General features: G+C 66.7%; 22 protein-coding genes. 12 read left to right on the top strand and 10 right to left on the bottom strand.

Going from position 1 to position 20,720, the window contains the following annotated elements:
• Positions 1 to 91: 91 nt before the first annotated feature.
• Entirely contained in the window at positions 92 to 703 is a 612-nt protein-coding gene (locus tag CB0101_RS14285; RefSeq protein WP_029552767.1) for a phycobiliprotein lyase, read from the bottom strand.
• 53 nt (positions 704 to 756) lie between these two features.
• Between CB0101_RS14285 and CB0101_RS14280 the strand changes: the two genes are divergently transcribed.
• The gene (locus CB0101_RS14280) at positions 757 to 1,620 is read left to right on the top strand and encodes an EamA family transporter (RefSeq protein ID WP_010304615.1); all 864 of its coding nucleotides are present in this window, start codon (positions 757 to 759) and stop codon (positions 1,618 to 1,620) included.
• Here CB0101_RS14280 and CB0101_RS14275 read toward each other — a convergent pair.
• Entirely contained in the window at positions 1,601 to 1,963 is a 363-nt protein-coding gene (locus CB0101_RS14275; protein ID WP_010304613.1) for a hypothetical protein, read from the bottom strand. The genes CB0101_RS14280 and CB0101_RS14275 overlap by 20 nt on opposite strands.
• A complete protein-coding gene (sufR, locus tag CB0101_RS14270; RefSeq protein ID WP_010304611.1) occupies positions 1,957 to 2,592 on the bottom strand; it encodes an iron-sulfur cluster biosynthesis transcriptional regulator SufR in 636 nt (211 codons plus the stop codon). The genes CB0101_RS14275 and sufR overlap by 7 nt, the downstream gene beginning before the upstream one ends.
• Positions 2,593 to 2,791: 199 nt before the next feature.
• On the opposite strand from sufR, the gene CB0101_RS14265 reads away from it, so the two are divergent.
• From CB0101_RS14265 to CB0101_RS14245, 5 genes are all read left to right on the top strand, one after another.
• Positions 2,792 to 3,145 carry a ferredoxin-thioredoxin reductase catalytic domain-containing protein gene (locus CB0101_RS14265; RefSeq protein ID WP_010304579.1) on the top strand — a complete coding sequence of 118 codons (354 nt, stop codon included), beginning with the start codon at positions 2,792 to 2,794 and terminating at the stop codon, positions 3,143 to 3,145.
• A gap of 10 nt (positions 3,146 to 3,155) precedes the next feature.
• Positions 3,156 to 4,598: a Fe-S cluster assembly protein SufB gene (sufB, locus tag CB0101_RS14260; RefSeq protein ID WP_010304576.1), complete on the top strand. Its 1,443-nt coding sequence runs from the start codon at positions 3,156 to 3,158 to the stop codon at positions 4,596 to 4,598.
• Positions 4,599 to 4,678: 80 nt separating this feature from the next.
• The gene (gene sufC, locus CB0101_RS14255; RefSeq protein WP_029552765.1) at positions 4,679 to 5,473 is read left to right on the top strand and encodes a Fe-S cluster assembly ATPase SufC; all 795 of its coding nucleotides are present in this window, start codon (positions 4,679 to 4,681) and stop codon (positions 5,471 to 5,473) included.
• Complete coding sequence (sufD, locus tag CB0101_RS14250; protein WP_010304570.1) at positions 5,473 to 6,717, top strand: Fe-S cluster assembly protein SufD; 1,245 nt, start codon at positions 5,473 to 5,475, stop codon at positions 6,715 to 6,717. The genes sufC and sufD overlap by 1 nt, the downstream gene beginning before the upstream one ends.
• Entirely contained in the window at positions 6,714 to 8,003 is a 1,290-nt protein-coding gene (locus CB0101_RS14245) for a SufS family cysteine desulfurase (protein ID WP_010304567.1), read from the top strand. Before sufD ends, CB0101_RS14245 begins: the two co-directional genes overlap by 4 nt.
• 16 nt (positions 8,004 to 8,019) lie before the next feature.
• On the opposite strand, the gene CB0101_RS14240 is transcribed toward CB0101_RS14245, so the two are convergent.
• From CB0101_RS14240 to CB0101_RS14230, 3 genes are read right to left on the bottom strand one after another with little or no spacing between them, the layout of a single operon-like run.
• Positions 8,020 to 8,733, bottom strand: a complete 714-nt coding sequence (locus CB0101_RS14240; RefSeq protein WP_010304564.1) for a trans-aconitate 2-methyltransferase — start codon at positions 8,731 to 8,733, stop codon at positions 8,020 to 8,022.
• 5 nt (positions 8,734 to 8,738) lie between these two features.
• Positions 8,739 to 9,572: a methyltransferase domain-containing protein gene (locus tag CB0101_RS14235; RefSeq protein WP_010304560.1), complete on the bottom strand. Its 834-nt coding sequence runs from the start codon at positions 9,570 to 9,572 to the stop codon at positions 8,739 to 8,741.
• Positions 9,569 to 10,987 (bottom strand): FAD-dependent oxidoreductase, encoded by a 1,419-nt coding sequence (locus tag CB0101_RS14230; protein ID WP_010304558.1) that lies wholly within the window; start codon positions 10,985 to 10,987, stop codon positions 9,569 to 9,571. Before CB0101_RS14230 ends, CB0101_RS14235 begins: the two co-directional genes overlap by 4 nt.
• 36 nt (positions 10,988 to 11,023) lie before the next feature.
• Between CB0101_RS14230 and CB0101_RS14225 the strand changes: the two genes are divergently transcribed.
• The gene (locus CB0101_RS14225) at positions 11,024 to 11,575 is read left to right on the top strand and encodes a DUF1543 domain-containing protein (RefSeq protein WP_010304557.1); all 552 of its coding nucleotides are present in this window, start codon (positions 11,024 to 11,026) and stop codon (positions 11,573 to 11,575) included.
• Here the strand turns inward: CB0101_RS14225 and CB0101_RS14220 are convergent.
• A complete protein-coding gene (locus tag CB0101_RS14220; protein WP_010304555.1) occupies positions 11,551 to 12,570 on the bottom strand; it encodes a metallophosphoesterase in 1,020 nt (339 codons plus the stop codon). The two genes, CB0101_RS14225 and CB0101_RS14220, sit on opposite strands and share 25 nt — an antisense overlap.
• Before the next feature lie 64 nt (positions 12,571 to 12,634).
• Between CB0101_RS14220 and mtnA the strand changes: the two genes are divergently transcribed.
• Entirely contained in the window at positions 12,635 to 13,741 is a 1,107-nt protein-coding gene (gene mtnA / locus CB0101_RS14215; RefSeq protein ID WP_010304552.1) for an S-methyl-5-thioribose-1-phosphate isomerase, read from the top strand.
• An 11-nt stretch (positions 13,742 to 13,752) separates the two neighbouring features.
• On the top strand, positions 13,753 to 14,412 hold the full coding sequence (locus CB0101_RS14210) for a class II aldolase/adducin family protein (RefSeq protein ID WP_010304549.1): 660 nt from the start codon (positions 13,753 to 13,755) through the stop codon (positions 14,410 to 14,412).
• 3 nt (positions 14,413 to 14,415) lie between these two features.
• Here CB0101_RS14210 and CB0101_RS14205 read toward each other — a convergent pair whose 3' ends face one another.
• Genes CB0101_RS14205 through CB0101_RS14195 form a run of 3 tightly spaced genes read right to left on the bottom strand, consistent with a single transcriptional unit; the run spans position 14,416 to position 19,155 of the window.
• Positions 14,416 to 15,819, bottom strand: a complete 1,404-nt coding sequence (locus CB0101_RS14205; RefSeq protein WP_010304546.1) for a sodium/glutamate symporter — start codon at positions 15,817 to 15,819, stop codon at positions 14,416 to 14,418.
• Positions 15,816 to 17,216 carry a sodium/glutamate symporter gene (locus tag CB0101_RS14200; RefSeq protein WP_010304543.1) on the bottom strand — a complete coding sequence of 467 codons (1,401 nt, stop codon included), beginning with the start codon at positions 17,214 to 17,216 and terminating at the stop codon, positions 15,816 to 15,818. Before CB0101_RS14200 ends, CB0101_RS14205 begins: the two co-directional genes overlap by 4 nt.
• Positions 17,217 to 17,226: 10 nt before the next feature.
• Positions 17,227 to 19,155 (bottom strand): prolyl oligopeptidase family serine peptidase, encoded by a 1,929-nt coding sequence (locus CB0101_RS14195; protein ID WP_010304540.1) that lies wholly within the window; start codon positions 19,153 to 19,155, stop codon positions 17,227 to 17,229.
• Between the two features lie 65 nt (positions 19,156 to 19,220).
• Here CB0101_RS14195 and def point away from each other — a divergent pair, with 65 nt between their 5' ends.
• The 3 genes from def to CB0101_RS14180 are packed head-to-tail and all read left to right on the top strand — an operon-like array spanning position 19,221 to position 20,704.
• Entirely contained in the window at positions 19,221 to 19,823 is a 603-nt protein-coding gene (gene def / locus CB0101_RS14190; protein ID WP_010304538.1) for a peptide deformylase, read from the top strand.
• Positions 19,824 to 19,835: 12 nt separating this feature from the next.
• Entirely contained in the window at positions 19,836 to 20,033 is a 198-nt protein-coding gene (locus CB0101_RS14185; RefSeq protein ID WP_010304536.1) for a hypothetical protein, read from the top strand.
• Positions 20,034 to 20,089: 56 nt separating this feature from the next.
• Complete coding sequence (locus CB0101_RS14180) at positions 20,090 to 20,704, top strand: DUF3747 domain-containing protein (protein ID WP_010304534.1); 615 nt, start codon at positions 20,090 to 20,092, stop codon at positions 20,702 to 20,704.
• Positions 20,705 to 20,720 lie beyond the last annotated feature (16 nt).

Here is a 20,720-nt window from a genome sequence, read left to right as displayed (position 1 = left end):
CCGTCGCTGTTGATCGTAGAAGTGCCGTCACGGCTCCACTGATCCGCCTCAGGCAGGACTCACAGTCCGTAACGTTCGAGACAGTGCGGGCCTACCAGCCCAGGAGCGAAAGGGCCGGTTCGCTGGTGCTGTTGCCGGCAGCGGCCGATGCCGTGGGCCGATCCTGCTGAACGTCGTCGCAGCGGGTTTCGATGCAGAAGGAGGCGTTGTTAGAGAGGCCCTCCACCGTGCTGCTGCGCACGCGCACGTTGGGTCCCTGGAAGGCGAAGCGCTCCCACACGTTCATCGTTTCGTACTCGGTGCTGAGCAGCAGTCCATCGCGCTCATCCATCGAGAAGCGTGAGCTGGCAGGTGCCTTCTCGGCGTAGCCGAGGTCGCGCAGCAGGATGCCTTCGCGGCCGCGTTCATCGGTGGGGATCAAGCCGATCACGCTCTCACCGGTGTGGTCTTCGCCGGCTTTGTCCCAGGCCATTGAGGCGCTCCAACGCACCCAGCAGCCCCCCACGAGCCCGGCTGGATCTTGCCCATGCAGCTGGGCCAGCTCCACGAGCCGTTGATCGCGCGGCTCTAGTTCTTCCACCACGATTAAGGAGCCACCGGCTTCGGCGCGGCGATGCAGCAGATGGTGCACGCTGCGCTGGGAGCGCCAGCGGCCGCAGCTCAGCTGAAAGAAGCTGAGGGCGTTCTCGAGGGAGAGGCTCACGGCGGCGCGGCGGGTGCAGCGATGATCGCAAGCCGCCACCGCCGGTTGAGGTTGTGCTGTTCGGTGCTTTGGCTGCCCTGGCTGCGGCCCTGTGCTGGACCCTGGCCAGCGGCCTGTGGCGGCGCCTATCCACCTCGTTGAGCGGCGCTGAGCTCAACCTGCTCAAGAACTGGCTGGCGCTGGTGATGTTGCTGCCGCTGGTGCTGGGTCGCCCCTGGCCGGCGGCCCCTGGCGCATTGGTGTTGTTGGCGCTCAGTGGTGTGTTGGGCATTGCGCTCGGCGACAGCCTTTATTTCGCCGCCTTGCGACGGCTTGGCACGCGCCGCACGCTCACCATCGACGCGGGCGGCCCTGCGGTGGCGGCCCTGGGGGGACTGGTGTGGCTGGCGGAGGTGCCGGCTCCTCTGCAGTGGATCGGGCTGGGCCTGATCACCTTGGCTCTGCTGCTGGTGGCGGTTCAGCGGCCGACCAGTGCTGCAGAAGGTCGCTTGCAGCTCCAGGGCGTTGCGCTGGCTGTGGGGGCTTTGCTCTGTGGCAGTGGTGGAGCTCTGATGTCGCGGGCGGCCTTGCGGGATGCCGCCCTGGATCCGTTGCAGTCGGCATGGGTGCGGCTGCTGGCGGCCGCGCTCGTGCTTCTCCCTTTGCTGCGCGGTTGGCGGCATCGGGGTTGGGGGCCGCGCCCCTCTGCTCGGCGTTGGCCCCTGGGCTTGCTAGCCACCCTGCTCGGCACGACGGCGGGGATTGCGCTGCAGCAGATGGCCCTGCAAAGGCTCCCCGGCGGAATTGCGGTAGCCCTGTTGGCTACAGCGCCGCTCATGGCCATTCCTCTGGCTCATCTGGAGGGAGATCAGCCTGGGTGGCGGGGCTGGCTGGCGGCCTTGCTGGCGTTGGCTGGGGTTAGTGCTCTGGTGGTTTGAGCGTGTCACCGATTCGTTGATCGGCCTGCTGCTGTCCCCAGCGCACCAGATCACTGATCTCGAGGGCCAGCGGTGCTTTGCCGGCGTCGACGCCGATGGCCTCCAGCTGCACAGCTGCTTTAGCCAGCTGTTCCACCAGCACAGGAATGAATGTGGGATCTACGGCCAGGTTGGGTTGCTGCTGGGCCCAGGTCATCAGCCCCTCTTGCGCAGGCATGGCGGTGCTGCCTTGGGCGGCTTGCTGCAGGCAGCGCAGGCTGTGAGCGAGTAGGCGCAGATGGTGGCGCTCCAGGGCTGGCAGCAGCGTGCTCTCCAGCTCTTGGAGATCCTGCTCGCTCAGCACGGCTCCAGCAGAAAGCCGCAGGCATGGCCGCCATCCAGCAGCCAGTGCACCCGTTCGACGGCGCAATCGGGGAAGGTGTGGCGGATCAGCTGAAGTTCCTGATCGCACACGCAGGGGAACTGTTCGGCGATCTTCATCACGGAGCAGTGGAATTCACTGATCACCCAGCCCTCGCCATCGGGGTTGGGGCGGTATTCGGCTACGTATCCCTCGCGCCGGCGCAGATCCACCAGCCGCTCGAGGCGCTCCTGGAGGGTGCCTTCACCGATCAGGCGCCGGTAGTCAGCCGCCTTTTCTGAAGCCTGACGCTGCAGCAGCTGATCCACCATCTCGGTGGGCAGGCTCGTGGCCATCGAACTGAGCAGCCCTAGAGCGAAGTGCTCGCTGCCATTGGGGAACTGGCGGCGTCCTGCTGCCGTGAGTCGCCAGCGGTTGGAGGGGCGCCCAGGGCCTTCGGTGGTTGGGCTGGCTTCCACCAGGCCCTCCTCTTCCAAGGAGCGCAGGTGCCGGCGCATCACCTGCACCGACACACCAAGGGAGTCAGCCAGCTGAGCCGCCGTGAGCTCCCCCTGACGCAACATCAGGGTGAGCGCTGCCTCTCGGGTGGGTGCCTGCGTGGAGGCGCTCATGACTAACTCTTTATCACCACACCATGCCACGCCTGGCCGTGGGGTGACGAGTTTCGGGTTGGGAGCGCCCACACGTCACAATGCAGCGTCACCCCCGGGTGCTGCCCGTGTGCTTTAGGGTCGACTTGCGAAACCAATCGGTTTCGTAACCGCTGGCCAAGCCTGCACAGGCATTTCGCTCCGCCTCGCCTTTGCCCTCATGTCTGAAGCTCCTGCCCCCCAAGCCAGCGACAGCCTTGAGGTGATCCGCAAATTTGCGGAAACCTATGCCCAGCGCACCGGCACCTATTTCTGCAGTGACCCCAGCGTGACGGCGGTGGTGTTGGAGGGTCTGGCTCGTCATAAGGACGAGCTCGGCGGCGCCCTGTGCCCGTGCCGCCACTACGAAGACAAGGAAGCCGAGGTGGCTCAGGCCTTCTGGAATTGCCCTTGCGTGCCCATGCGTGAGCGCAAGGAGTGCCACTGCATGCTGTTCCTCACCGAAGACAACCCCTTCCGCGGCGAGAAGCAGACCATCACGCTCGAAGAAGTGAAAGCCCACTGCGCCGGTTGAAGGTCATTCCATGAGCAACGCACAGGCTGTTGGTGATCTGGTGAGCCAGCCGTACAAGTACGGCTTCGTCACCGATATCGAAACCGAAAAGATCGCCAAGGGCCTCAGTGAGGACGTGGTCCGCCTGATTTCCAGCAAGAAGGAGGAGCCTGCCTTCCTGCTGGAGTTCCGGCTGCGGGCCTACAAGCAGTGGTTACAGATGAGCGAGCCCGATTGGGCTGCCCTCGGTTATCCACCGATTGATTATCAAGACGTCGTTTATTACGCCGCCCCCAAGCACCAGCAGAAAAAAGCGAGCCTCGATGAGGTGGATCCCAAGCTGCTCGAAACCTTCGACAAGCTCGGCATTCCTCTGAGTGAGCAGAAGCGGCTCTCGAACGTGGCGGTGGATGCGGTGTTCGACAGCGTTTCGATCGCCACGACCTACAAAGAGAAGCTGGCCGAGCACGGCGTGATCTTTTGCTCCATCAGCGAGGCGGTGAAGGAGCACCCCGAGTTGATCGAGCGCTACATCGGCACAGTGGTGCCCAGTAATGACAACTATTTCGCTGCGCTCAATTCCGCAGTCTTCAGCGATGGCTCGTTCGTGTTCATTCCCAAAGGTGTGGAATGCCCGATGGAGCTCTCTACGTATTTCCGCATCAACTCCGGCGATACCGGTCAGTTTGAGCGCACCTTGATCGTGGCCGAGGAAGGTGCATCCGTGAGTTACCTCGAGGGCTGCACTGCCCCGATGTTTGACACCAACCAGCTCCACGCGGCCGTCGTGGAATTGGTGGCGCTCGACGATGCCTCCATCAAATACTCCACTGTTCAGAACTGGTACGCCGGTGATGAGAACGGTGTGGGTGGCATCTATAACTTCGTGACTAAGCGCGGTCAGTGCCGCGGCGACCGCAGCAAGATCAGCTGGACCCAGGTGGAAACCGGATCAGCGATCACTTGGAAATACCCCAGCTGTGTGCTGCAGGGGGCGGATTCGGTGGGTGAGTTCTATTCCGTGGCCCTCACCAACAACAAACAGCAGGCCGATACCGGCACGAAGATGATTCATGTGGGGCCCCGCAGCCGCTCCACGATCGTGAGCAAGGGCATCAGTGCCGGTCGCTCCGCGAACAGCTACCGCGGTTTGGTGCAGATCGGCCCCAAGGCTGTGGGCGCGCGCAACTACAGCCAGTGCGATTCGATGTTGATCGGCGATCAGGCCGCCGCCAACACCTATCCCTATATCCGCTCCCAGCAACCTCAGGCGTCGGTGGAGCACGAGGCCAGCACCTGCCGCATCTCGGAAGATCAGCTCTTCTATCTACAAAGCCGTGGCATCGGCTTTGAAGAGGCGGTGTCGATGATGGTGAGTGGCTTCTGCCGCGATGTGTTCAATCAGCTGCCGATGGAATTTGCCGCGGAAGCTGACAAGTTGCTGGCCCTGAAGTTGGAGGGCTCCGTGGGTTGAGATTCGCCCTGTTGCCGCCTGGGCGTTGATCCGCCTGCTCCCCTTCCGTTTCTGATTCCCTTCTCGCTCGCTCCTCCGCCGTGATTCGCCCCGACGCTCCCGTATTGCTTGAGATCCGTGATCTCCATGCCCGGGTGGAGGACAAGGCGATCCTCAAGGGCGTGAATCTCACCATCCGCGCCGGTGAGATTCACGCGGTGATGGGTCGCAACGGCAGCGGTAAAAGCACCTTGTCGAAAGTGCTGGCTGGCCATCCGGCCTACACGGTGACCTCCGGCAGCGTGCACTACCGCGGAGAGAATCTGCTCGATCTGGATCCCGAGCAGCGGGCCCGGATTGGAGTGTTTCTCGGCTTCCAATACCCGGTGGAGATCCCCGGTGTGAGCAACCTGGAATTTCTGCGGGTGGCCACCAATGCCCGCCGCCAAGAACAGGGCCATGAGGAGCTCGACACCTTTGCTTTCGAAGACCTGGTGCGCGAGCGCCTCAAGGTGGTGCAGATGGATCCCGCCTTCCTGGATCGCTCGGTGAACGAGGGCTTCAGCGGCGGTGAGAAGAAGCGCAACGAGATCCTGCAGATGGCCCTGCTCGAGCCCCTGGTGGCGATCCTCGATGAAACCGATTCCGGCCTCGACATCGATGCGCTGCGCATCGTGGCCGGTGGTGTGAATCAACTCGCCAATGCCGACAACGCCACCCTGTTGATCACCCACTACCAGCGCTTGCTGGATGCGATTACTCCTGACTACGTGCATGTGATGGCGGCGGGGCGCATCCTGCGCACGGGCGGTAAGGAGCTGGCTCTTGAGCTCGAAGAGCGCGGCTACGACTGGGTGGATCAGGAGCTCGCCGCCCTGGCGGCGGAGGTGGCCTGATGGCTGCAAGCCTCGCTGCCCCAGCCCCTGCTAAGGGCGCTTGGTTGGAGACCTGGTTGGCGGCTGCGCCTGCCGCCAGCGGTGAGCTGGCCCTGTTGCAGCAGCGCGGCCGTGAGGCGCTGCGCCAACAGCCCATTCCCTCCAGCCGCAACGAAGACTGGCGCTTCACCGATCTCGCTTTGCTGCAGACGCTGCCGCTCACGGCTGCTTCCGCAGCGGCTGCTGCGCTGCCCGAGGTGGCTTCAGGCGCCCTGCGGTTGAACTGGAACGGCAGCGCTGATCCGCTTGCGGACCAAGCCCTGCCGGCTGGTTTGCAGCGGCTCAGCGCCGATGAAATTGCTCAGGGCCTGGGACACACCCTGGCGGCGGCTGGCTGTGAACAGCACTGGCCGGTGGAGCTCAATCACGCTGCTGCGGAGCGGGTGCTGGCGCTGCGCGTGACCAGCCGCAGCCAGGTGAGCTTGGAGCTGGTGAGTGCCGCCGGTGCTGGCCTGCAGGCCCTGCGGCTGCTGCTGTTGCTGGAAGAAAAAGCTGAGCTGGATCTCTCCCAGTGGATCGAAGCCCAGGGCTCTGGGTTGCACAGCTTGGTGATCGAAGCTCACCTGGCGCGCGGCGCGCGTCTCAGCCATGGCTTGGTGGCCTTAGGTCAGGCGGATGCGGCCTTGTTGGCGCATGTGGCCTTGGAGCAGGAGCCGGAAAGCGATGCGCAGCTCAGCAGTGTGAGCTCCGGTTGGGGCTTGGCACGCCTGGAACCCCGCGCGGTGCAGGTGGATGGCAGCGCCCAAACCACCTTGCGGGGCCTGCAGCTGGTGGATGGTCAGCGCATTGCTGACACCCACAGCTTTGTGGAGTTCAAGGGGCCTGAAGGGCAGCTCGATCAGCTGCATAAAGCAGTGGCGGCCGGCCAGGGCCGCAGCGTGTTCAACGGGGCCGTGCGGGTGCCCCGCGCCGCGCAGCGCACCAATGCCGCCCAGCTCAGCCGCAACCTCTTGCTGTCGGATCGCGCCAGGATCGATACCAAGCCGGAGCTGGAGATCGTGGCCGATGACGTGAAGTGCGCCCACGGCGCCACGGTGAGCAGCCTGCAGACCGACGAGCTCTTCTATCTGCAGAGCCGTGGCATCGGCGCTGATCAAGCGGCGGGCCTGTTGCAGCGGGCCTTCTGCGAAGAGGTGCTGCGCGAGCTCCCGGCCGCTGCCCGCCATTGGTGTTCGCTCGAGCGCTTACTGGAGGCGGCGGCATGACCAGCACCCTCTCGGCACCCCAATCCGCGGTAGCTGCCCAGGCCGGGGATCTGGCGGCGCAAACGCGTCCTGATTTCCCTCTGCTGGCCCAGACCGCCTGCCTTGGCCAGCCGCTGATCTACCTCGATCACGCAGCCACCAGCCAGAAACCGCGCCAGGTGCTCGAGGCGCTGCAGCACTACTACGACCATGACAACGCCAACGTGCACCGCGGCGCCCACCAACTGAGCGCCCGTGCCACCGAAGGCTTTGAAGGGGCGCGCGCCAAGGCGGCTGCGTTCGTGGGGGCTGCCAACCCCAACGAGATCGTGTTCACCCGCAACGCCAGCGAGGCGATCAACCTCGTGGCCCGCAGCTGGGGTGAGGCGAACCTGCGCCCTGGCGATGAGGTGCTGCTTACGGTGATGGAGCACCACAGCAACCTGGTGCCCTGGCAGCTGTTGGCCGATCGCACCGGCTGCGTGCTGCGCCATGCCGGCCTCACCGACACCGGTGAGCTGGATCTAAACGATCTACGCAGCAAGCTCAACGAGCGCACCCGCCTGGTGAGCCTGGTGCAGGTGAGCAATACGCTCGGCTGCCTCAACCCGATCGCCGAGGTGGCGGCCTTGGCCCATGCCGCCGGCGCCCTGGTGCTGGTGGACGCCTGCCAGAGCCTGCCCCACCTGCCGGTGAACGTGAAGCAGCTCGGTGCTGATTTCTTGGTGGGCAGCTCCCACAAGCTCTGTGGCCCCACGGGCATGGGTTTCCTCTGGGGGCGTGAGGCGCTGCTGGAGGCGATGCCCCCCTTCCTGGGTGGCGGCGAAATGATTCAGGACGTGTACCTCGACCACAGCACCTGGGCCGGGCTGCCCCACAAGTTCGAAGCCGGCACGCCCGCCATCGGCGAGGCGGTGGGCATGGGCGCAGCGCTCGATTATCTGCAGGCCATCGGCCTGGATCGCATCCACGCCTGGGAGCAGCAGCTCACCCGCCATCTGTTCGAGCGCCTGCAGGCCATCGATGGCCTGCGCATCCTCGGCCCCACCCCAGAGCAACAGCCGGATCGTGCTGCTCTTGCCGCCTTCCACGTGGAGGGCGTTCACGCCAACGACATCGCTGCTCTGCTCGATTCAGCCGGCATCTGCATTCGCAGCGGCCACCACTGCACTCAGCCGCTGCATCGCCACTACGGCATCAGCGGCTCCGCCCGCGCCAGCCTCAGTTTCACCACCACCACTGAGGAGATCGATCGCTTTGCCGATGAGCTGCAGGGCTCGATCAGCTTCCTGCGGGAGCACAGCTGAGCGGGTTCGCCTTGGCTCAGGCCGGCGTCAGCACGGCCATCGCCTCGGCTCGGTGCGCGCCGTTCCAGGCCCAGCGCCACTGCCATCCCGCAGCTGAGGCTATCGTTTCAATCGTGCCGCGATCCGCAGGGTTGTCGTAGCTAGCGAGGTGGCTGCTCACGTGCTCTTGCTGCTGGGCTGAGAGCTGGGGCCAGCTGCTGGCGATGCGCTGCAGGTAGCGCTTCACGTAGGCATCCCGGGCTTCGCCGGCTTCTCGGAACACATCCACCCAAATGAACAGTCCTCCCGGCGCGATCCTGGTGCGCAAGCACTGGAGCAGTGTCTGTTTCTCCTGGTCGCTGAGGTGGTGGATGGCGAAGGCGGAGTGAAAAATGTCGACCGGCTCCTCCTGCTCATCTGCTGCATCGCGCGCCCAACGGAGTAGATCTCCTTCCAGCCAGCGGCAGGGATAGGCCACAGTGCCGAGTGCTTGCTGAGCCAGCGGCAGCACCTCCGCTGTGAGATCGAGGCCTGTGTAGGAGCCCAAAGGCAAGCGTTTCAGCACGGGTGCCAGCAGGGCCAGATCGCCGCAGCCGAGGTCGACCATCCGCGGCGGTTGGGCATCAGCTGGACGCGCGACCAGCCAGTTCTCCAGGGTGGAGGCGGTGGTGGCCGCCACCGCTTGATGCTCCATCAGGTTGTGTTCCACCACAGCCCGATAGGAAGCCCACTGCTGCGCGAAGAGATCCATGCTGCTCAGCCTGCTGGTTGGTCGGTGGGCTTCATCCCTTGGGCTTGGTAGATGCTGATGCTGATCGCTCCTTCGGGTTGCTCTCCCAGCCGCGCGAACCGCTCCAGGCCAGTTTGGATCAGGGCTGTGGCGGAGGGGTTGGGCGCCGCCGCGACCAGGGCGGAGTGCTCCGGCTCGATGAAGGCGAGCAGATAGCGGCAAAACCCTTCAACGTGGCTGCGCCGACTGGGACACCAGTGGTGGATCCCCACCATGGTGTTGCGCACCTGATCGAAGCCGGCCAGCTCCAGCCAGGGGCCCAGCGCCGGGCCGGCGTGGGCATGGCCATGGCGGTTGAAGTGGGCAACGAAGGCGCTGAGCATCGCCTCGATCGCGGGATCCGGCGGGGAAACGCGCAGGCTGGAGTAATCGGTTTCGGTGATGTGAATCGTGCCCCCTGGCCGCAGCACCCGCAGGGCTTCACGCAGCACCGCCACTGGCTCCTGGAGGTGCTCCACCACCCACACCAACCGCACACGATCCATCGAGGCGCATGCCCAAGGCAGCGCAGCGCCATCCCCCACCGCAAGCTCCACCTGATCCAGGCCCAGCCCGCTGAGGTGCAGCCGCGCGGCCTCGATCTGGTCGGGGCTGATGTCGATCCCGTGCAGTTGGGCATCGGGGTGGCTCTTGCCGATCTGCCCCAGCACTGCACCAACACCGCAGCCGATCTCGAGGATCTGGTCGCCAGCCTGGTAATCCAGGTTCGCTGCCAGTAGCTCGGAGAGCAGCTCTGCTTGATCAATCAGACGCTCTTGTTCGCGGCGACTCGTTCCATGGATGTAGGGCCGATCCTTCATGGGCTCAGGTGTCGGGCAACAGTGGACGCGGCCAGCTCCCCGGCCTCGATGGCGCCTTCGAAATAGCCAGGCCAGCGCGGGGAGACCTCGGTACCGGCCCAGCACACCCGCCCATGGCTGGCGGGAGCCGGGCCACCCTCGGTGCCGGCAGCCAGGCGGGCATGGCTGGTCCAGCTGCCTGGTGCAGGAAAGCTGGTGAAGGCACCGCCGGTCCAGGCTTCGCCATTCCAGGCTTGTTCCACCAGATCGAGGGGGCTTGCGGCGTCGGGGCCCCAATAGCTCACCAGATCCTTGAGGATCAGCGCTCGCCGTTCCGCCTCCGGCAGTGCGGCCATGGTGATGGCCCGCTCGCCTGCCACAAAGCTGGCCAGCACGGCCGGTTGCTCGCCAGGGGGGCCGCTGTCGGCGGTGAGATCCAGCCAGGGCTGTTCACCGGTCCCCAGACCGTTCAGTCCCTGCTCACGCCAGAAGGGCTTGTTGTAGCGCGTGAGGATTTTGGTCATGCCGCCCATGGCTGTGCGTTGCAGCAGGGCTTGATGTGCCGGGGGCAAGGGCGGTTCAAAGCGGATCGCTTGCCGCTGCGGTGGTGGCACCGCCACGATCACCGCACGGGCCTGCAGCGGTTCGAGCCCCTCGGCCATCACGGTTGCCATGGCCTCGTTTTGCTGAATGGCCAGCACCGGGGCTTCCAGCATGAGGGCCTCCGGGCTGCGGGCCCGAAGGTCCGCCGCGAGCTGCAGGCTCACCGCTCCTGCCCCTCCCTGCACCAGCCAGGCTTCCGGAGTCTCGGTCTGCGGTGCCACCGCCTGGGTCCAGGCGAGGTGCAGGATTGAGGCTTCCCAGGGTTCAAAGCCGCCCGATCCCCCCACTCGGCAGAGCCAGTCGAGGGGGAGATGGGCCAGGGGCAGGTTGGTCTGCTGGGCAGCCCATGCCCTCACGGTGAGCCGATCCAGCCGTTCGGCATCGGGGGTGAGCCAGGGCTGGCGTGGGTTGATCTGGGCGACGAGGGCGGTGAAGGCCCGCTGCAGTGCGCGGGTTGCCTCCAGCTCCTTCGCATCCAGGTCGAGGGCCCCAGGCTCAAAGAACACCAGGCTGTCCTCAAAACGCTCCGCCAGTGGGGCCTTGATGCGCTTGCTTTGCCAACAGAAGATGCCGTCGCCTGCGTAGTAACTCGGGTAGCGATTCAGCCCGAGTTCCTGCAGTAGCGCCGCGAAGCGGTGGTGCGTGTTGCCTCCCCACTGGCCTCCCAGATCCACCACGCTGCCGTCGCTGAGGGTCTGGCTCACCATGCGGCCCCCCACCCGTGGCCGCGCCTCCAGCACGCGCACCCGCTGTCCTTGTTCGATCAAGCGGCGAGCGGCGATCAACCCGGAGAGTCCGGCACCCACCACCACCACATCGACGGCATCGTTCATCGCGCCAGCGTTCTCACAGCTGTTGGAATGCTGACCATGGAGCTCTTGGCTGACCACGCGCAGTTGTTTTTGGTGGTGCTGGGGGGGCGCACCGCCACCAGTCATATCGAGCTGCACGATGTGCGCTTTGTGGTGGGGGCTTCCATCGATGACACCCTCCCCGAGCTGCGGCGGCAGTGGTTCGGGAGGCGTGAGGGCCTGCACCTGGACAGCTACATGGCGGTGCGGGCGATCGATGGTTGGGCGGTGAGCCTCGTGCGCGAGCCGGCCGCGCCCCGGCCCGAGCGGCTCTGGTTTGTGAACCTGGGCGCCTACCGCCCTGATTCCCTGGCGGAGTTGCACCACTTCGGGCTGGTGGTGGCGCGCTCGCCTCAGGCGGCCAAGGCTGCGGCAAAGCGGCAGTGGCTGTCAGGCGCGCTGCAGCAGCACAAGGATGATCTCTGCGCCGTGGACGACTGCCTGGCGATCGAGCAGCTGGAGTTGCTCGGTGGTGAGCGCTGGCATCTGCAGCTCGATCCCCATCCCGAGGGGTTGAGCCAGCCCCAGGTGCCGGATTGGTTCGGCTACCGGCGGATTGATCGCGCCTGAACGTTGCGGTTGAGGCCGCCGGCGCGGCCCATCAAGGTGGCGGGTAGGCGGCTCCAGGCCACGGGTTGGCCGCTGGCCACCGCATAGGTGGTCTCCAGGAGGGAGTTGTCCTGCCAGTTGATGTCGAGGGTCGTGTAGGTCTGCTGGGGAGGGATGGCTCCCTGGAGGAGCCGTCTGGGGCCGCTGCCCATCGCCCCCAGATGAATCAGATCCAGCTGGCCGCGGCGTGCGGGGAACCAGGCGTGCTGGTGGCCGCTGATGTAGGCCTGCACGCGGCCCTGCTCCAGCAGGCTTTGCACGGCGGCAGCCTGATCGAGGGTTTCACCGGCGCGATCGCGCCCCTGGCTCACGCCCACGAGGGGCAGGTGCCCCACCACCAGCCGTAGCCGTGCCTGGCGCGCTTCAGGGCTGGCTAGCTGTTGACGCGCCCAGCTGAGCTGGCTGGCGGGGATGCGCCCGGAGCTGGCATCCCACACCAGCCAGAACACATCGTTCTGCAGGGCGCTGTAGTGGAAGGGGAAATCGCCCGCATCCATGAAGCGCAGGCCAAGGGCCTGGCGCCGCGGCGTCCAAAAGCGGCGCACGGCCGCCCGATCGGCTTCAAAACCGGGGGAGCCGTCGTGGTTGCCCACGGCGGGCAGGAAGGGCAGGCCGGCCTGGCGGATCGGTGCCAGCACGGTGCGAGCAAAGCTCTCCCACATGGCATCCAGCTGACCGGCGCTCAGGCCCCGTTTCTGACCGGCCACCATGTCGCCGGCGCAGACCACCAGGGCTGGTTTGCGGCTGAGGAGCTGCTGGAGGCCCTGGCTCACCTGGGGGATGTAGGTGGTGGAGCCGTAGCTGCTGTTGAGGTCGCTGATCAGGCCGATGCGCAGATCAGGGGTGCTGCTCGGGGCCGCCGTGGCCGGCTGCTGCTGTTGCCCGAGCAGCCACCAGGCACCGCTGCCTGCGCCGGCGGCGGCGAGCTGGAGCAGCTGGCGGCGACGCAGGGGCATGGGTTCTGGGGTGGCTGGAGCGGTCGACGGGCAGCATGGAGCATTCGCCACGGCAACGCACCCCATGAAGATCGACGGCAAGGCCTGGCGCACCATCTGGTTGGAGCCCGATGGCCGCTCGATCGGGGTGATCGATCAGATCCAGCTGCCGCATCACTTCACCACGCGCACGCTGCGCAGTTGCGACGAGGCGGCTGAGGCGATTCGCACAATGGTGGTGCGCGGCGCGCCCCTGATCGGCGTGACCGGCGCCTATGGGCTGATGTTGGCGCTGCAGGCGGATTCGAGTGATGCCGCACTCGCTGCTGCGTTCGAGCAGCTCAATGCCACTCGCCCCACGGCGGTGAACCTGCGCTGGGCCCTGGAGCGGGTGCGCGATCGCGTGACGCCGCTGCCCCCGGCTGAGCGGGCTGAGGTGGCGAAGGCGGAAGCGGCGGCCATCGCCGATGAAGACGTGGCCATGTGCGAGGCCATCGGCGAGCACGGCCTGGCGATCTTCCAGCAGCTGGCAGCGGCTCGGCCCGCCGAGCGCCAGGGGCAGCCCTTCAATGTGTTGACCCACTGCAACGCCGGCTGGCTGGCCACGGTGGATTGGGGCACGGCCTTGGCGCCGATCTACAAGGCCCACCGCGCTGGACTCAACATCCATGTGTGGGTGGATGAAACCCGCCCTCGCAACCAGGGGGCTTCGCTCACCGCCTATGAGCTGGGCCGCGAGGGTGTGCCCCACACCGTGATTGTGGATAACGCCGGCGGCCACCTGATGCAGCACGGCCAGGTGGATGCGGTGATCGTGGGCACCGATCGCACCACCCGCCGCGGTGATGTGTGCAACAAGATCGGCACCTATCTGAAGGCCCTCGCCGCCCACGACAACGGCGTGCCCTTCTATGTGGCCCTGCCCGCCTCCACCATCGACTGGACCATCGACGACGGCGTGGCTGAAATTCCGATCGAAGCGCGCAGTGCCCGGGAGGTGACCCACATCCAGGGTCGCGTTGACGACGGCCCGGCTGCCGGCCAGTTGGCCACCGTGCAACTCACCCCTGATGGCAGCGAAGGCTTCAATCCCGCCTTCGACGTGACCCCGGCCCGGCTGGTGACGGCGCTGATCACCGAACGCGGTGTGGCGCCCGCCAGCGAAGCCGGCTTGCGCAACCTCTACGCCTGATGCTGACCTCCATGAGCGAACAGGACCTGCGCGAGCAGCTGGTGACTGTGGCGCGCCGCATGCAGGCGAGCGGCATCAACCAGGGCACCTCCGGCAATCTTTCAGTGCGCATTCCCGGCGGAATGCTGATCACCCCCAGCTCATTGCCCTATGAGCTGATGCAGCCCAGCGATCTGGTAGCGCTGGATCTGGCGGGGAAACCGCTGCACCCCGCCGAGCCGGGCCGGCCCCAGCGGCGCCCCTCTTCGGAATGGCGGCTGCATGCGGATGTGCTCGCCAACCGGCCGGAGGTGCAGGCCGTGCTGCACTGCCACTCGATCCACGCCACGGCCCTGGCTTGTCACGGTCGCGGCATTCCACCCTTTCACTACATGATTGCGGTGGCCGGCGGCCACGACATTCGCTGCGCTCCCTACGCCACCTTCGGCACCCAGGAGCTCTCCGATGGGGTGGTGGAAGCATTGCAGGGGCGTCTCGCCTGCCTGATGGCCCAGCACGGCCAGGTGGTGGTGGGTCCCAACCTCGATCGGGCCCTGGCTCTGGCGGTGGAGGTGGAAACCCTCGCTCGCATCTACCTGCAGGCTCGAACCATCGGCGAACCGCCCCTGCTCAGTGCCGAGCAGATGGAGCAGGTGCGGCATCAGTTCCGCACCCTGCTCTACGGCCACTAAGCGTTAGGTCTGCTGGGCGCGGCGCCCGATCCACAGGCCAAAGGCGATCGATGCAACGGTGAGCAGCAACGCCACGGCGTTGAAGCGGGGTAGGCCCCAGCTGGCCAGCGCGATCGGCGCAAGGGCGGTGATCAGGCCGCCGCCGAGGAACGGTTCAAACACCAACTGTTTGAACGAGAAGCTCTCCATGGCCCGGCTGCGGCCCATCGGATCCGCCATGCGCAGCAGTAGCAGGCCCGTGGCGGTGACGCCGGTGCCCTGGCCGAAATCCGCGATCGCTCGCTCGAACCAGTGATCGCGAAAGAAGCGGCGCGCCAGCAGCAGGAAGGCCGCCACGTTCCAGGCCAGACCGGCCAGCGCCAGCAGCAGGAAGGGCAGCCAGTTGTCCTCCAGCATCGGCAGGTTGAGGCTGGCCATGGCCGCCGTGATCAACACGTCCATCGCCAAGGAGCCCACGCTGGCTTGCACCACCGGCGAGGCCAGATCGTTGTGTCGGCGCCACTGCAACAGCAGCTGCACCATCAGACCTCCCAACATCGCGAGGGGAAAGACGGGGATGGCATTCAGCAGGTCGGCGGTGGCGGCCCCACCGAGCACGCCTCCGAGGCGGGTGATGCCCTCCTTGAGCAGGACGCCCAGGCCAACAGCGGCGCCCGCCAGGGCCAGGTTCACCGTGAGCCCATCGATGGTGACGGAGGCAGATGCCGTTGGATCGCTCAGGCCGGCTGCCTCTTCTTGCGCCAGCTTGGCTTCCGCTGACATCGGATCGCTGTGGGCGGCCCGTTGCAGCAGAGAGCCTGCCGAGGGCTGGCTCTCCTCGGCGCTGAGCCAGGAGCGGCCGCGGCCGATGACCACCAAGGTGCTGCCGATCAGCACAGCACTCACCACGCCCACCGTGGCCATGGCCAGACCGAGGGCTTCGCCGGAGGCCAGGCCCAGATCGGCAAAGGTGTCGCCCATGCCGGCGGCGGTGCCATGGCCGCCTTCGAAACCCACCTCAATCAGGCAGGCCATCAATGGGTTGGTTCCGAACAGCGGTTGCAGCACGAGCCACACCAGTAGGGCACCCACCAGGTATTGACCAAATCCGAGCGTCATGCCGAAGGCGGTTTGGCCGGCTGCCCGCTGCCACAACTGCCGCGGGCTGGGCAGGCGTTGGCCCAGAAACAAGGTGGCGAACACCAGTGAGATCAGCACGCCCGGGGTTTGGGCCCACACCGTGTAGACCTGCTCCGGGAAGATCCGCAGCGGGCCAAAGGGACCGATCAGCAGCCCCAGCAATCCGGCCACCAGCGCTTCGGGGATGCCGAGCTGCCGCAGCCAGCGCAGCTTGCGGCGCAGGGTGATCCCGGCCAGCAGCAGCAGGCTCAGGCCCGCAAAGGCCACCAGCACGTCAAACAGCTTCATGGGTGGGCGGCAGATGGTTCAGTGTTGCGTCCGGCCTGGGCCAGCAGCAGGCCCGCGCCTCCGGCGAACAGCACCAGACCCAGGCAGAAGGCGGTCCAGGTGGGCAGCCCCCAGCTGGCCACGGCCAATGGGGCCACCACCGTGACCACCCCGCCCGCCAAAAAGGGCTGCAGCAGCAATTGCTTGAGCGAAAAGGCCGGCAGCGCCGCACTGTGGTCGTCGGGATCGGCCATGCGCAGCAGCAGCAGGCCCGAAGCGGCCACGCCTGTGGCCTGGCCGAACTCCAGCACAGCCCGCTCGAACCAATCGGCCGGCAGCACCCGGGGCGCCAGCAGCAGGGTGACCGCCAAGTTCCAGGTGAGCCCCGCCACGGCCAGCACCGTGAGCGGTAGCCAATCCGCGGCCAGCAGGGCCAGGTTCAGGCAGGCGGTGGCCGAGGTGATCAGCAGATCCGCGGAGAGGGTGCCGATTTCGCTCTGGATCGGAGCCGACGCCCAGTGGCTGCGGCCAGTGCGCTCCAGCAGCCAGCGCATCAACAGCGAGCCGATGATCGCCAGTGGGAACACCGGTAGGGCGCGCCCCACCTCGGCCACACCACCGCCGATGGCATCGGTGCCCAGGCGCAGCAGCTGCAGCAGCACCACGCCGATCAGCACAGCGCAGCCCGCCAGGGCAAGGTTCACGGCCCAGTCCGCCCAGGCGGGGCGCTCGGGTGCTGCGGATGCAGCGGTGGGCTGCACTGCGGCAGTGCTGGGTGTGGGGGTCCCCTGGGCCAGGAGCCAGCCCCGTTGACGACCGATCACCACCACCACGCCCCCCACCAGGGTGGAGCTGAGTAGCCCCACGGTGGCCATGGCTAGGCCCAGATCCTGGCCGCCTGGAAAGCCGAGGGCCGCATAGCTCGGACCCATCGCGGCTGCGGAGCCATGACCGCCTTCGTAGGCCACTTCGATCAGGCAGGCCATCACCGGGCTCACCCCCAGCCATGGCTGCAATACCAGCAGTACCGCCAGGCCTCCCACCACGTACTGGCCAAAGGCGAGAACGAGTGCCAGCGACACCTGCCCCCCCACGGGGCGCCAGAGCCCGCCCAGTTGAGGCAAGGGTTTGCCCAGCATCAGCGACCCAAACACCAGGGTGAGCAGCACGAGCGGTAGCTCGCCCCAGAGCTCCATCAGGTGAGGCGGCAACAGGGGCAGTGCTCCGCTGGGTGCCACCAGCAGGCCGATCAGCCCCGCCACCAAGGCTTCTGGAACACCCCAGAGCCGCAGGTTCAGCCGCCGGCCGATGCGGCGCCCAGCGGCCAGGATCAGGGTGAGAACGGAACCGGCCAGGGCCAGCCAAGCCAGTCCGAGCAGCCTCTCGGGAGTCCAGAGCGCGGGCAGAAGGTCGTTCATGGCAGCCCCCTCACAGCTGGAAGTGGCGGCGGAAGAAGGCTTCGGTGGCTTCCAGTACCTGGATCTGGGTGGCGCCATTGCGGAAGCCGTGTCCCTCCTCCGGGAAGAGGTGCACCTCCACCGGGATGCCATTGGCCTTCAGCTCCGCTGCCATCCGTTCGGTCTGCTCCGGCGGCACCACCACATCCTCAAGACCCTGGAAAAAGATCACCGGACAGCGGATGCGATCGGCATGTTGCAGCGGCGAGCGCTCCTCATAGGTGGCCTTCGCTACGGGCCAGGGCCCCACCAGGCCATCGAGGTAGCGAGCTTCAAACCGGTGGGTGTCGCTCGCCAGGGCGGTGAGGTCGGCCACGCCGTAACGACTGGCGCCGGCCCGGAAGGTGTCGGTGAAACAGAGGGCCGCCAGGGCGGTGAAGCCACCCGCGCTGCCCCCTTCGATCGCAATGCGCTCGGCGCTGGCCAGCCCGCGGGCCACCAGCGCTTGCGCTGCGGCAGCGCAGTCGGCCACGTCCACCACACCCCACTGGCGATTGAGGCGCTCGCGGTAGGCGCGGCCAAAGCCGGTGGAGCCGCCGTAGTTCACATCCACCACGCCCCAGCCGCGGGATGTCCAGAACTGGATGCCCAGGCTCAGTCCCGTGCGCGCCATGCTCGTGGGTCCGCTGTGGCCTTTCACCAGCAGGGGCGCTTCCGGGTGGCCGCCACCGGCTGGCGGGTAGTACCAGGCATGGGTGGGCTGGCCGCCGTGGCCGCTGAACCACAACGCCTCCGGCTGGCTGATGGCCTCAGGCTTGAGTGGGCACGGTGCGGCGCTCTGATGGCGCCAGCGGCCGCTGCTCAGCTCCAGCTCCAGCAGGCCGGAGGGTTCGCGGGCGCTGCTGGCCACGCAGGCCAGTTGGCCTTGCTCCGCACAAAGCTCGGCCAGATCGGTGAACGGTTGGGGCAGCACCTGCCATTGGCCGGCGCTGCCGGGCTGCTTGGGCATCAGCACCTGACCCAGCTCCCAGCTGCCCTGGCGGCAGGCCAGCGCCAGCAGCTGTTCTCCGTCCCAGGCCAGGGTGCTCATGCCGAACACCCATTGGGGCATGGCGTAGTCCGCCTCCATCGGCAGCAGCGGCTCCCACTTGGGTGCGGCGCTGGCGCTGGCCTGGGCAGCTTGCCTCCAGCACTCCAGGTTCCAGAAGCCGCTGCGGTCGTTGCTCACCACCAGCTGATCGCCGGCCCAGAGCGGTTGAAACACCGAGCATGCTTCCGCATCGCCTGGGGCGGAGCCGGCCACGGGCCGAGGGGAAGCCAGGCTGCCATCGGGATCGACTGGGGCCAGCCACACCTGGCTGCGCTCCCAGGGCATGCAGGGCTGCTGCCACTCCACCCAGGCCAGCTGGTTGCCGGCGGGGCTCAGAGAGGGGTAGCCGCAGAAATCGGCTGGTGCGTGCAGCGGTTGAGGGGCGCCCCCCGTGAGCGCTACGGCCACCAGGGTGTCGCGTCCATCGGCTTCCATCACGCCGATCCAGCGGTCGTGACGGGGATCGATCACCCCGCCGCCGAGGGCAGCCGGGAAGCGGCCGTTGTCGCTGGGGGTGGTGAGGCGCCGCGGCGTGCTGCCAGGAGCGTCGAGAGGTAACAGCCACAGGCAGCGATCGCTGTCGTGCACAAACACGGCCACCGCGTCGCCAGTGGCCCGGCGACCGATCGCGCAGGCACCGCCGCCGTATTCATGCACGCGGCAGCGCAGATTCCAGTCGCCTGGCGTGAGCTCCACGGCGGCGGCGGTTGGGCCGCTGCGGGCCATCAAGGTGGTGCGCCCGCGCTCATGGGGGCGCTGCTCCAGCCAATAGAGAACACCGCCCAGCAGGTGGGGCTCCTTGAGGCTGGGGGTCTTGCCCAGCACCAGCGCAGCGGAGAGGGGGGCTGAGCTGGATCCAGGCGAAGCCATCTCCAAAAGCGCTCGAGAGAAGCCTCCTAGAATCGCCTGAACGACCCCGCCAGCGAGGACACGCCTTGGCCAGCAGCTTCGCCCGATTGGCCCGTTCTGCCGAAAACGCCGGCCGGCTGCAGGTGTCGAAGGAGCCGGTGGATCACCCTCCCTACGACATCCACACCCTGGGTGACCAGGTGCTGCGCACCCCTGCCAAGCGCATCGGCAAGGTGGACGACAGCATCCGTTCGCTGGCCCGCGACATGTTGGTGAGCATGTATGCCGCCAAGGGCATCGGTTTGGCTGCTCCGCAGATCGGTGAGCCGCTGCAGCTGCTGGTGATCGATCTGGAGATCGAAGACCCCAAAAGCCCGCCCCTGATCCTGATCAACCCCGAGATCACCTCGGTGGGCGGCAGTCTCTGCACCTACGAGGAGGGGTGCCTGAGCATCCCCGGGGTGTACCTCGATGTGGTGCGGCCGAGCGTGGTGGATGTGAGCTACCGCGATGAGATGGGCCGTCCCAAGCGGCTCAAGGCCGATGGCCTGATGGCTCGCTGCATTCAGCACGAGATGGACCATCTCAATGGTGTGCTGTTCGTCGACCGCGTCACCGATCACGACAAGCTGCGCGAAGGCCTGGGGGAGAAGGGCTTCAATCCAGCCGATGTGCACGCAATCGCCTGAGGCCCATCCGTCATGCCGATGAAACCCCTGGCCGGAGTGTTCCTGGCCCTGGCCTGTCTGCTCGGAATTGCGGCGACCGGTTCGGTGTTTGAGCTCGCCTACGGCGACCCCGATCTGGGTGTGTCCACCACCCGCCTGATCCTGGGCCTGGCCCTGCCGGGCACCGTGCTCAGCCTGCTGGTGGCGATCCGGATCAATAAGCCGGCCTGAGGGGCTGGCATTGCCGCGCGGCACTTCTACGATCGCCAGGCTGCATGCCCGCGTCTGTGATTCATTCGGTCCGCACCCTCGCTGCACTGCTGCCCCTGGCTGGTGCCCTGGCACTGCTCTCGCCTGAGCCTGCTGCTGCCAAGGCGCTGTTTGAAGCCGTGGAGGTGGATCAGAGCAAGTTTGTGATCGTGGCGGCGCCGATCGGTGATGGCAGCCGCGCTCAGCTCAACATCTATGAGCAGCGCTCAGCAGCGAGGCCTTGCTACGCGGTGCAGGGGAGCCAGCCAGGGGTGGTGGACCCGCTGCTCTCCACCTTCGACTTCACCGGCATCTGCAACCGTTTCATCGACGGCAATGGCTACTCGCTCAGGATCGGCGATAACGACCTGGGCACCGTGTATCGCCTCAGTGTGGTGAAGGAGTCGGGCGACACCCTGCTGATGGCTCTTCCCACCAAGCCTGGGGTTGGCCCTGAATTGGTGGTGGCCCGCAGTGGTGGCAGCGCGAACGGCTTTCTCTTGCTCGTGCCGGAGCCCGGCTGGAAGCTGATGCGGCGTCAGTTCGGTGGCCGCACCCTCGGCCATGTGTACGTCTACCGCGCTGATTGGCCCGATGCCGGGGCGGCGGCGGCCCCTGACGCGGCGCCTGCCCTGCCTGCAGAAGGCAGCTGAAGGGCTGACGAGGCGC

Source organism: Synechococcus sp. CB0101, from assembly GCF_000179235.2.
GTDB lineage: Bacteria > Cyanobacteriota > Cyanobacteriia > PCC-6307 > Cyanobiaceae > Vulcanococcus.
The sequence above is the reverse complement of the archived record's forward strand: the minus strand, read 5'-3'. Positions and strand labels throughout refer to the sequence as shown.

Excerpts from the sequence above, each read along its gene's own strand:
- CB0101_RS14265 (WP_010304579.1), top strand. The coding sequence starts at position 2,792 with ATGTCTGAAGCTCCTGCCCCCCAAGCCAGCGACAGCCTTGAGGTGATC.
- sufD (WP_010304570.1), top strand. The coding sequence starts at position 5,473 with ATGGCTGCAAGCCTCGCTGCCCCAGCCCCTGCTAAGGGCGCTTGGTTG.
- CB0101_RS14205 (WP_010304546.1), bottom strand. The coding sequence starts at position 15,819 with ATGAAGCTGTTTGACGTGCTGGTGGCCTTTGCGGGCCTGAGCCTGCTG.
- CB0101_RS14235 (WP_010304560.1), bottom strand. The coding sequence starts at position 9,572 with ATGAAGGATCGGCCCTACATCCATGGAACGAGTCGCCGCGAACAAGAG.
- CB0101_RS14200 (WP_010304543.1), bottom strand. The coding sequence starts at position 17,216 with ATGAACGACCTTCTGCCCGCGCTCTGGACTCCCGAGAGGCTGCTCGGA.
- CB0101_RS14195 (WP_010304540.1), bottom strand. The coding sequence starts at position 19,155 with ATGGCTTCGCCTGGATCCAGCTCAGCCCCCCTCTCCGCTGCGCTGGTG.
- CB0101_RS14245 (WP_010304567.1), top strand. The coding sequence starts at position 6,714 with ATGACCAGCACCCTCTCGGCACCCCAATCCGCGGTAGCTGCCCAGGCC.
- sufR (WP_010304611.1), bottom strand. The coding sequence starts at position 2,592 with ATGAGCGCCTCCACGCAGGCACCCACCCGAGAGGCAGCGCTCACCCTG.
- mtnA (WP_010304552.1), top strand. The coding sequence starts at position 12,635 with ATGAAGATCGACGGCAAGGCCTGGCGCACCATCTGGTTGGAGCCCGAT.
- CB0101_RS14240 (WP_010304564.1), bottom strand. The coding sequence starts at position 8,733 with ATGGATCTCTTCGCGCAGCAGTGGGCTTCCTATCGGGCTGTGGTGGAA.
- CB0101_RS14230 (WP_010304558.1), bottom strand. The coding sequence starts at position 10,987 with ATGAACGATGCCGTCGATGTGGTGGTGGTGGGTGCCGGACTCTCCGGG.
- CB0101_RS14220 (WP_010304555.1), bottom strand. The coding sequence starts at position 12,570 with ATGCCCCTGCGTCGCCGCCAGCTGCTCCAGCTCGCCGCCGCCGGCGCA.
- CB0101_RS14210 (WP_010304549.1), top strand. The coding sequence starts at position 13,753 with ATGAGCGAACAGGACCTGCGCGAGCAGCTGGTGACTGTGGCGCGCCGC.
- sufB (WP_010304576.1), top strand. The coding sequence starts at position 3,156 with ATGAGCAACGCACAGGCTGTTGGTGATCTGGTGAGCCAGCCGTACAAG.
- CB0101_RS14225 (WP_010304557.1), top strand. The coding sequence starts at position 11,024 with ATGGAGCTCTTGGCTGACCACGCGCAGTTGTTTTTGGTGGTGCTGGGG.
- CB0101_RS14185 (WP_010304536.1), top strand. The coding sequence starts at position 19,836 with ATGCCGATGAAACCCCTGGCCGGAGTGTTCCTGGCCCTGGCCTGTCTG.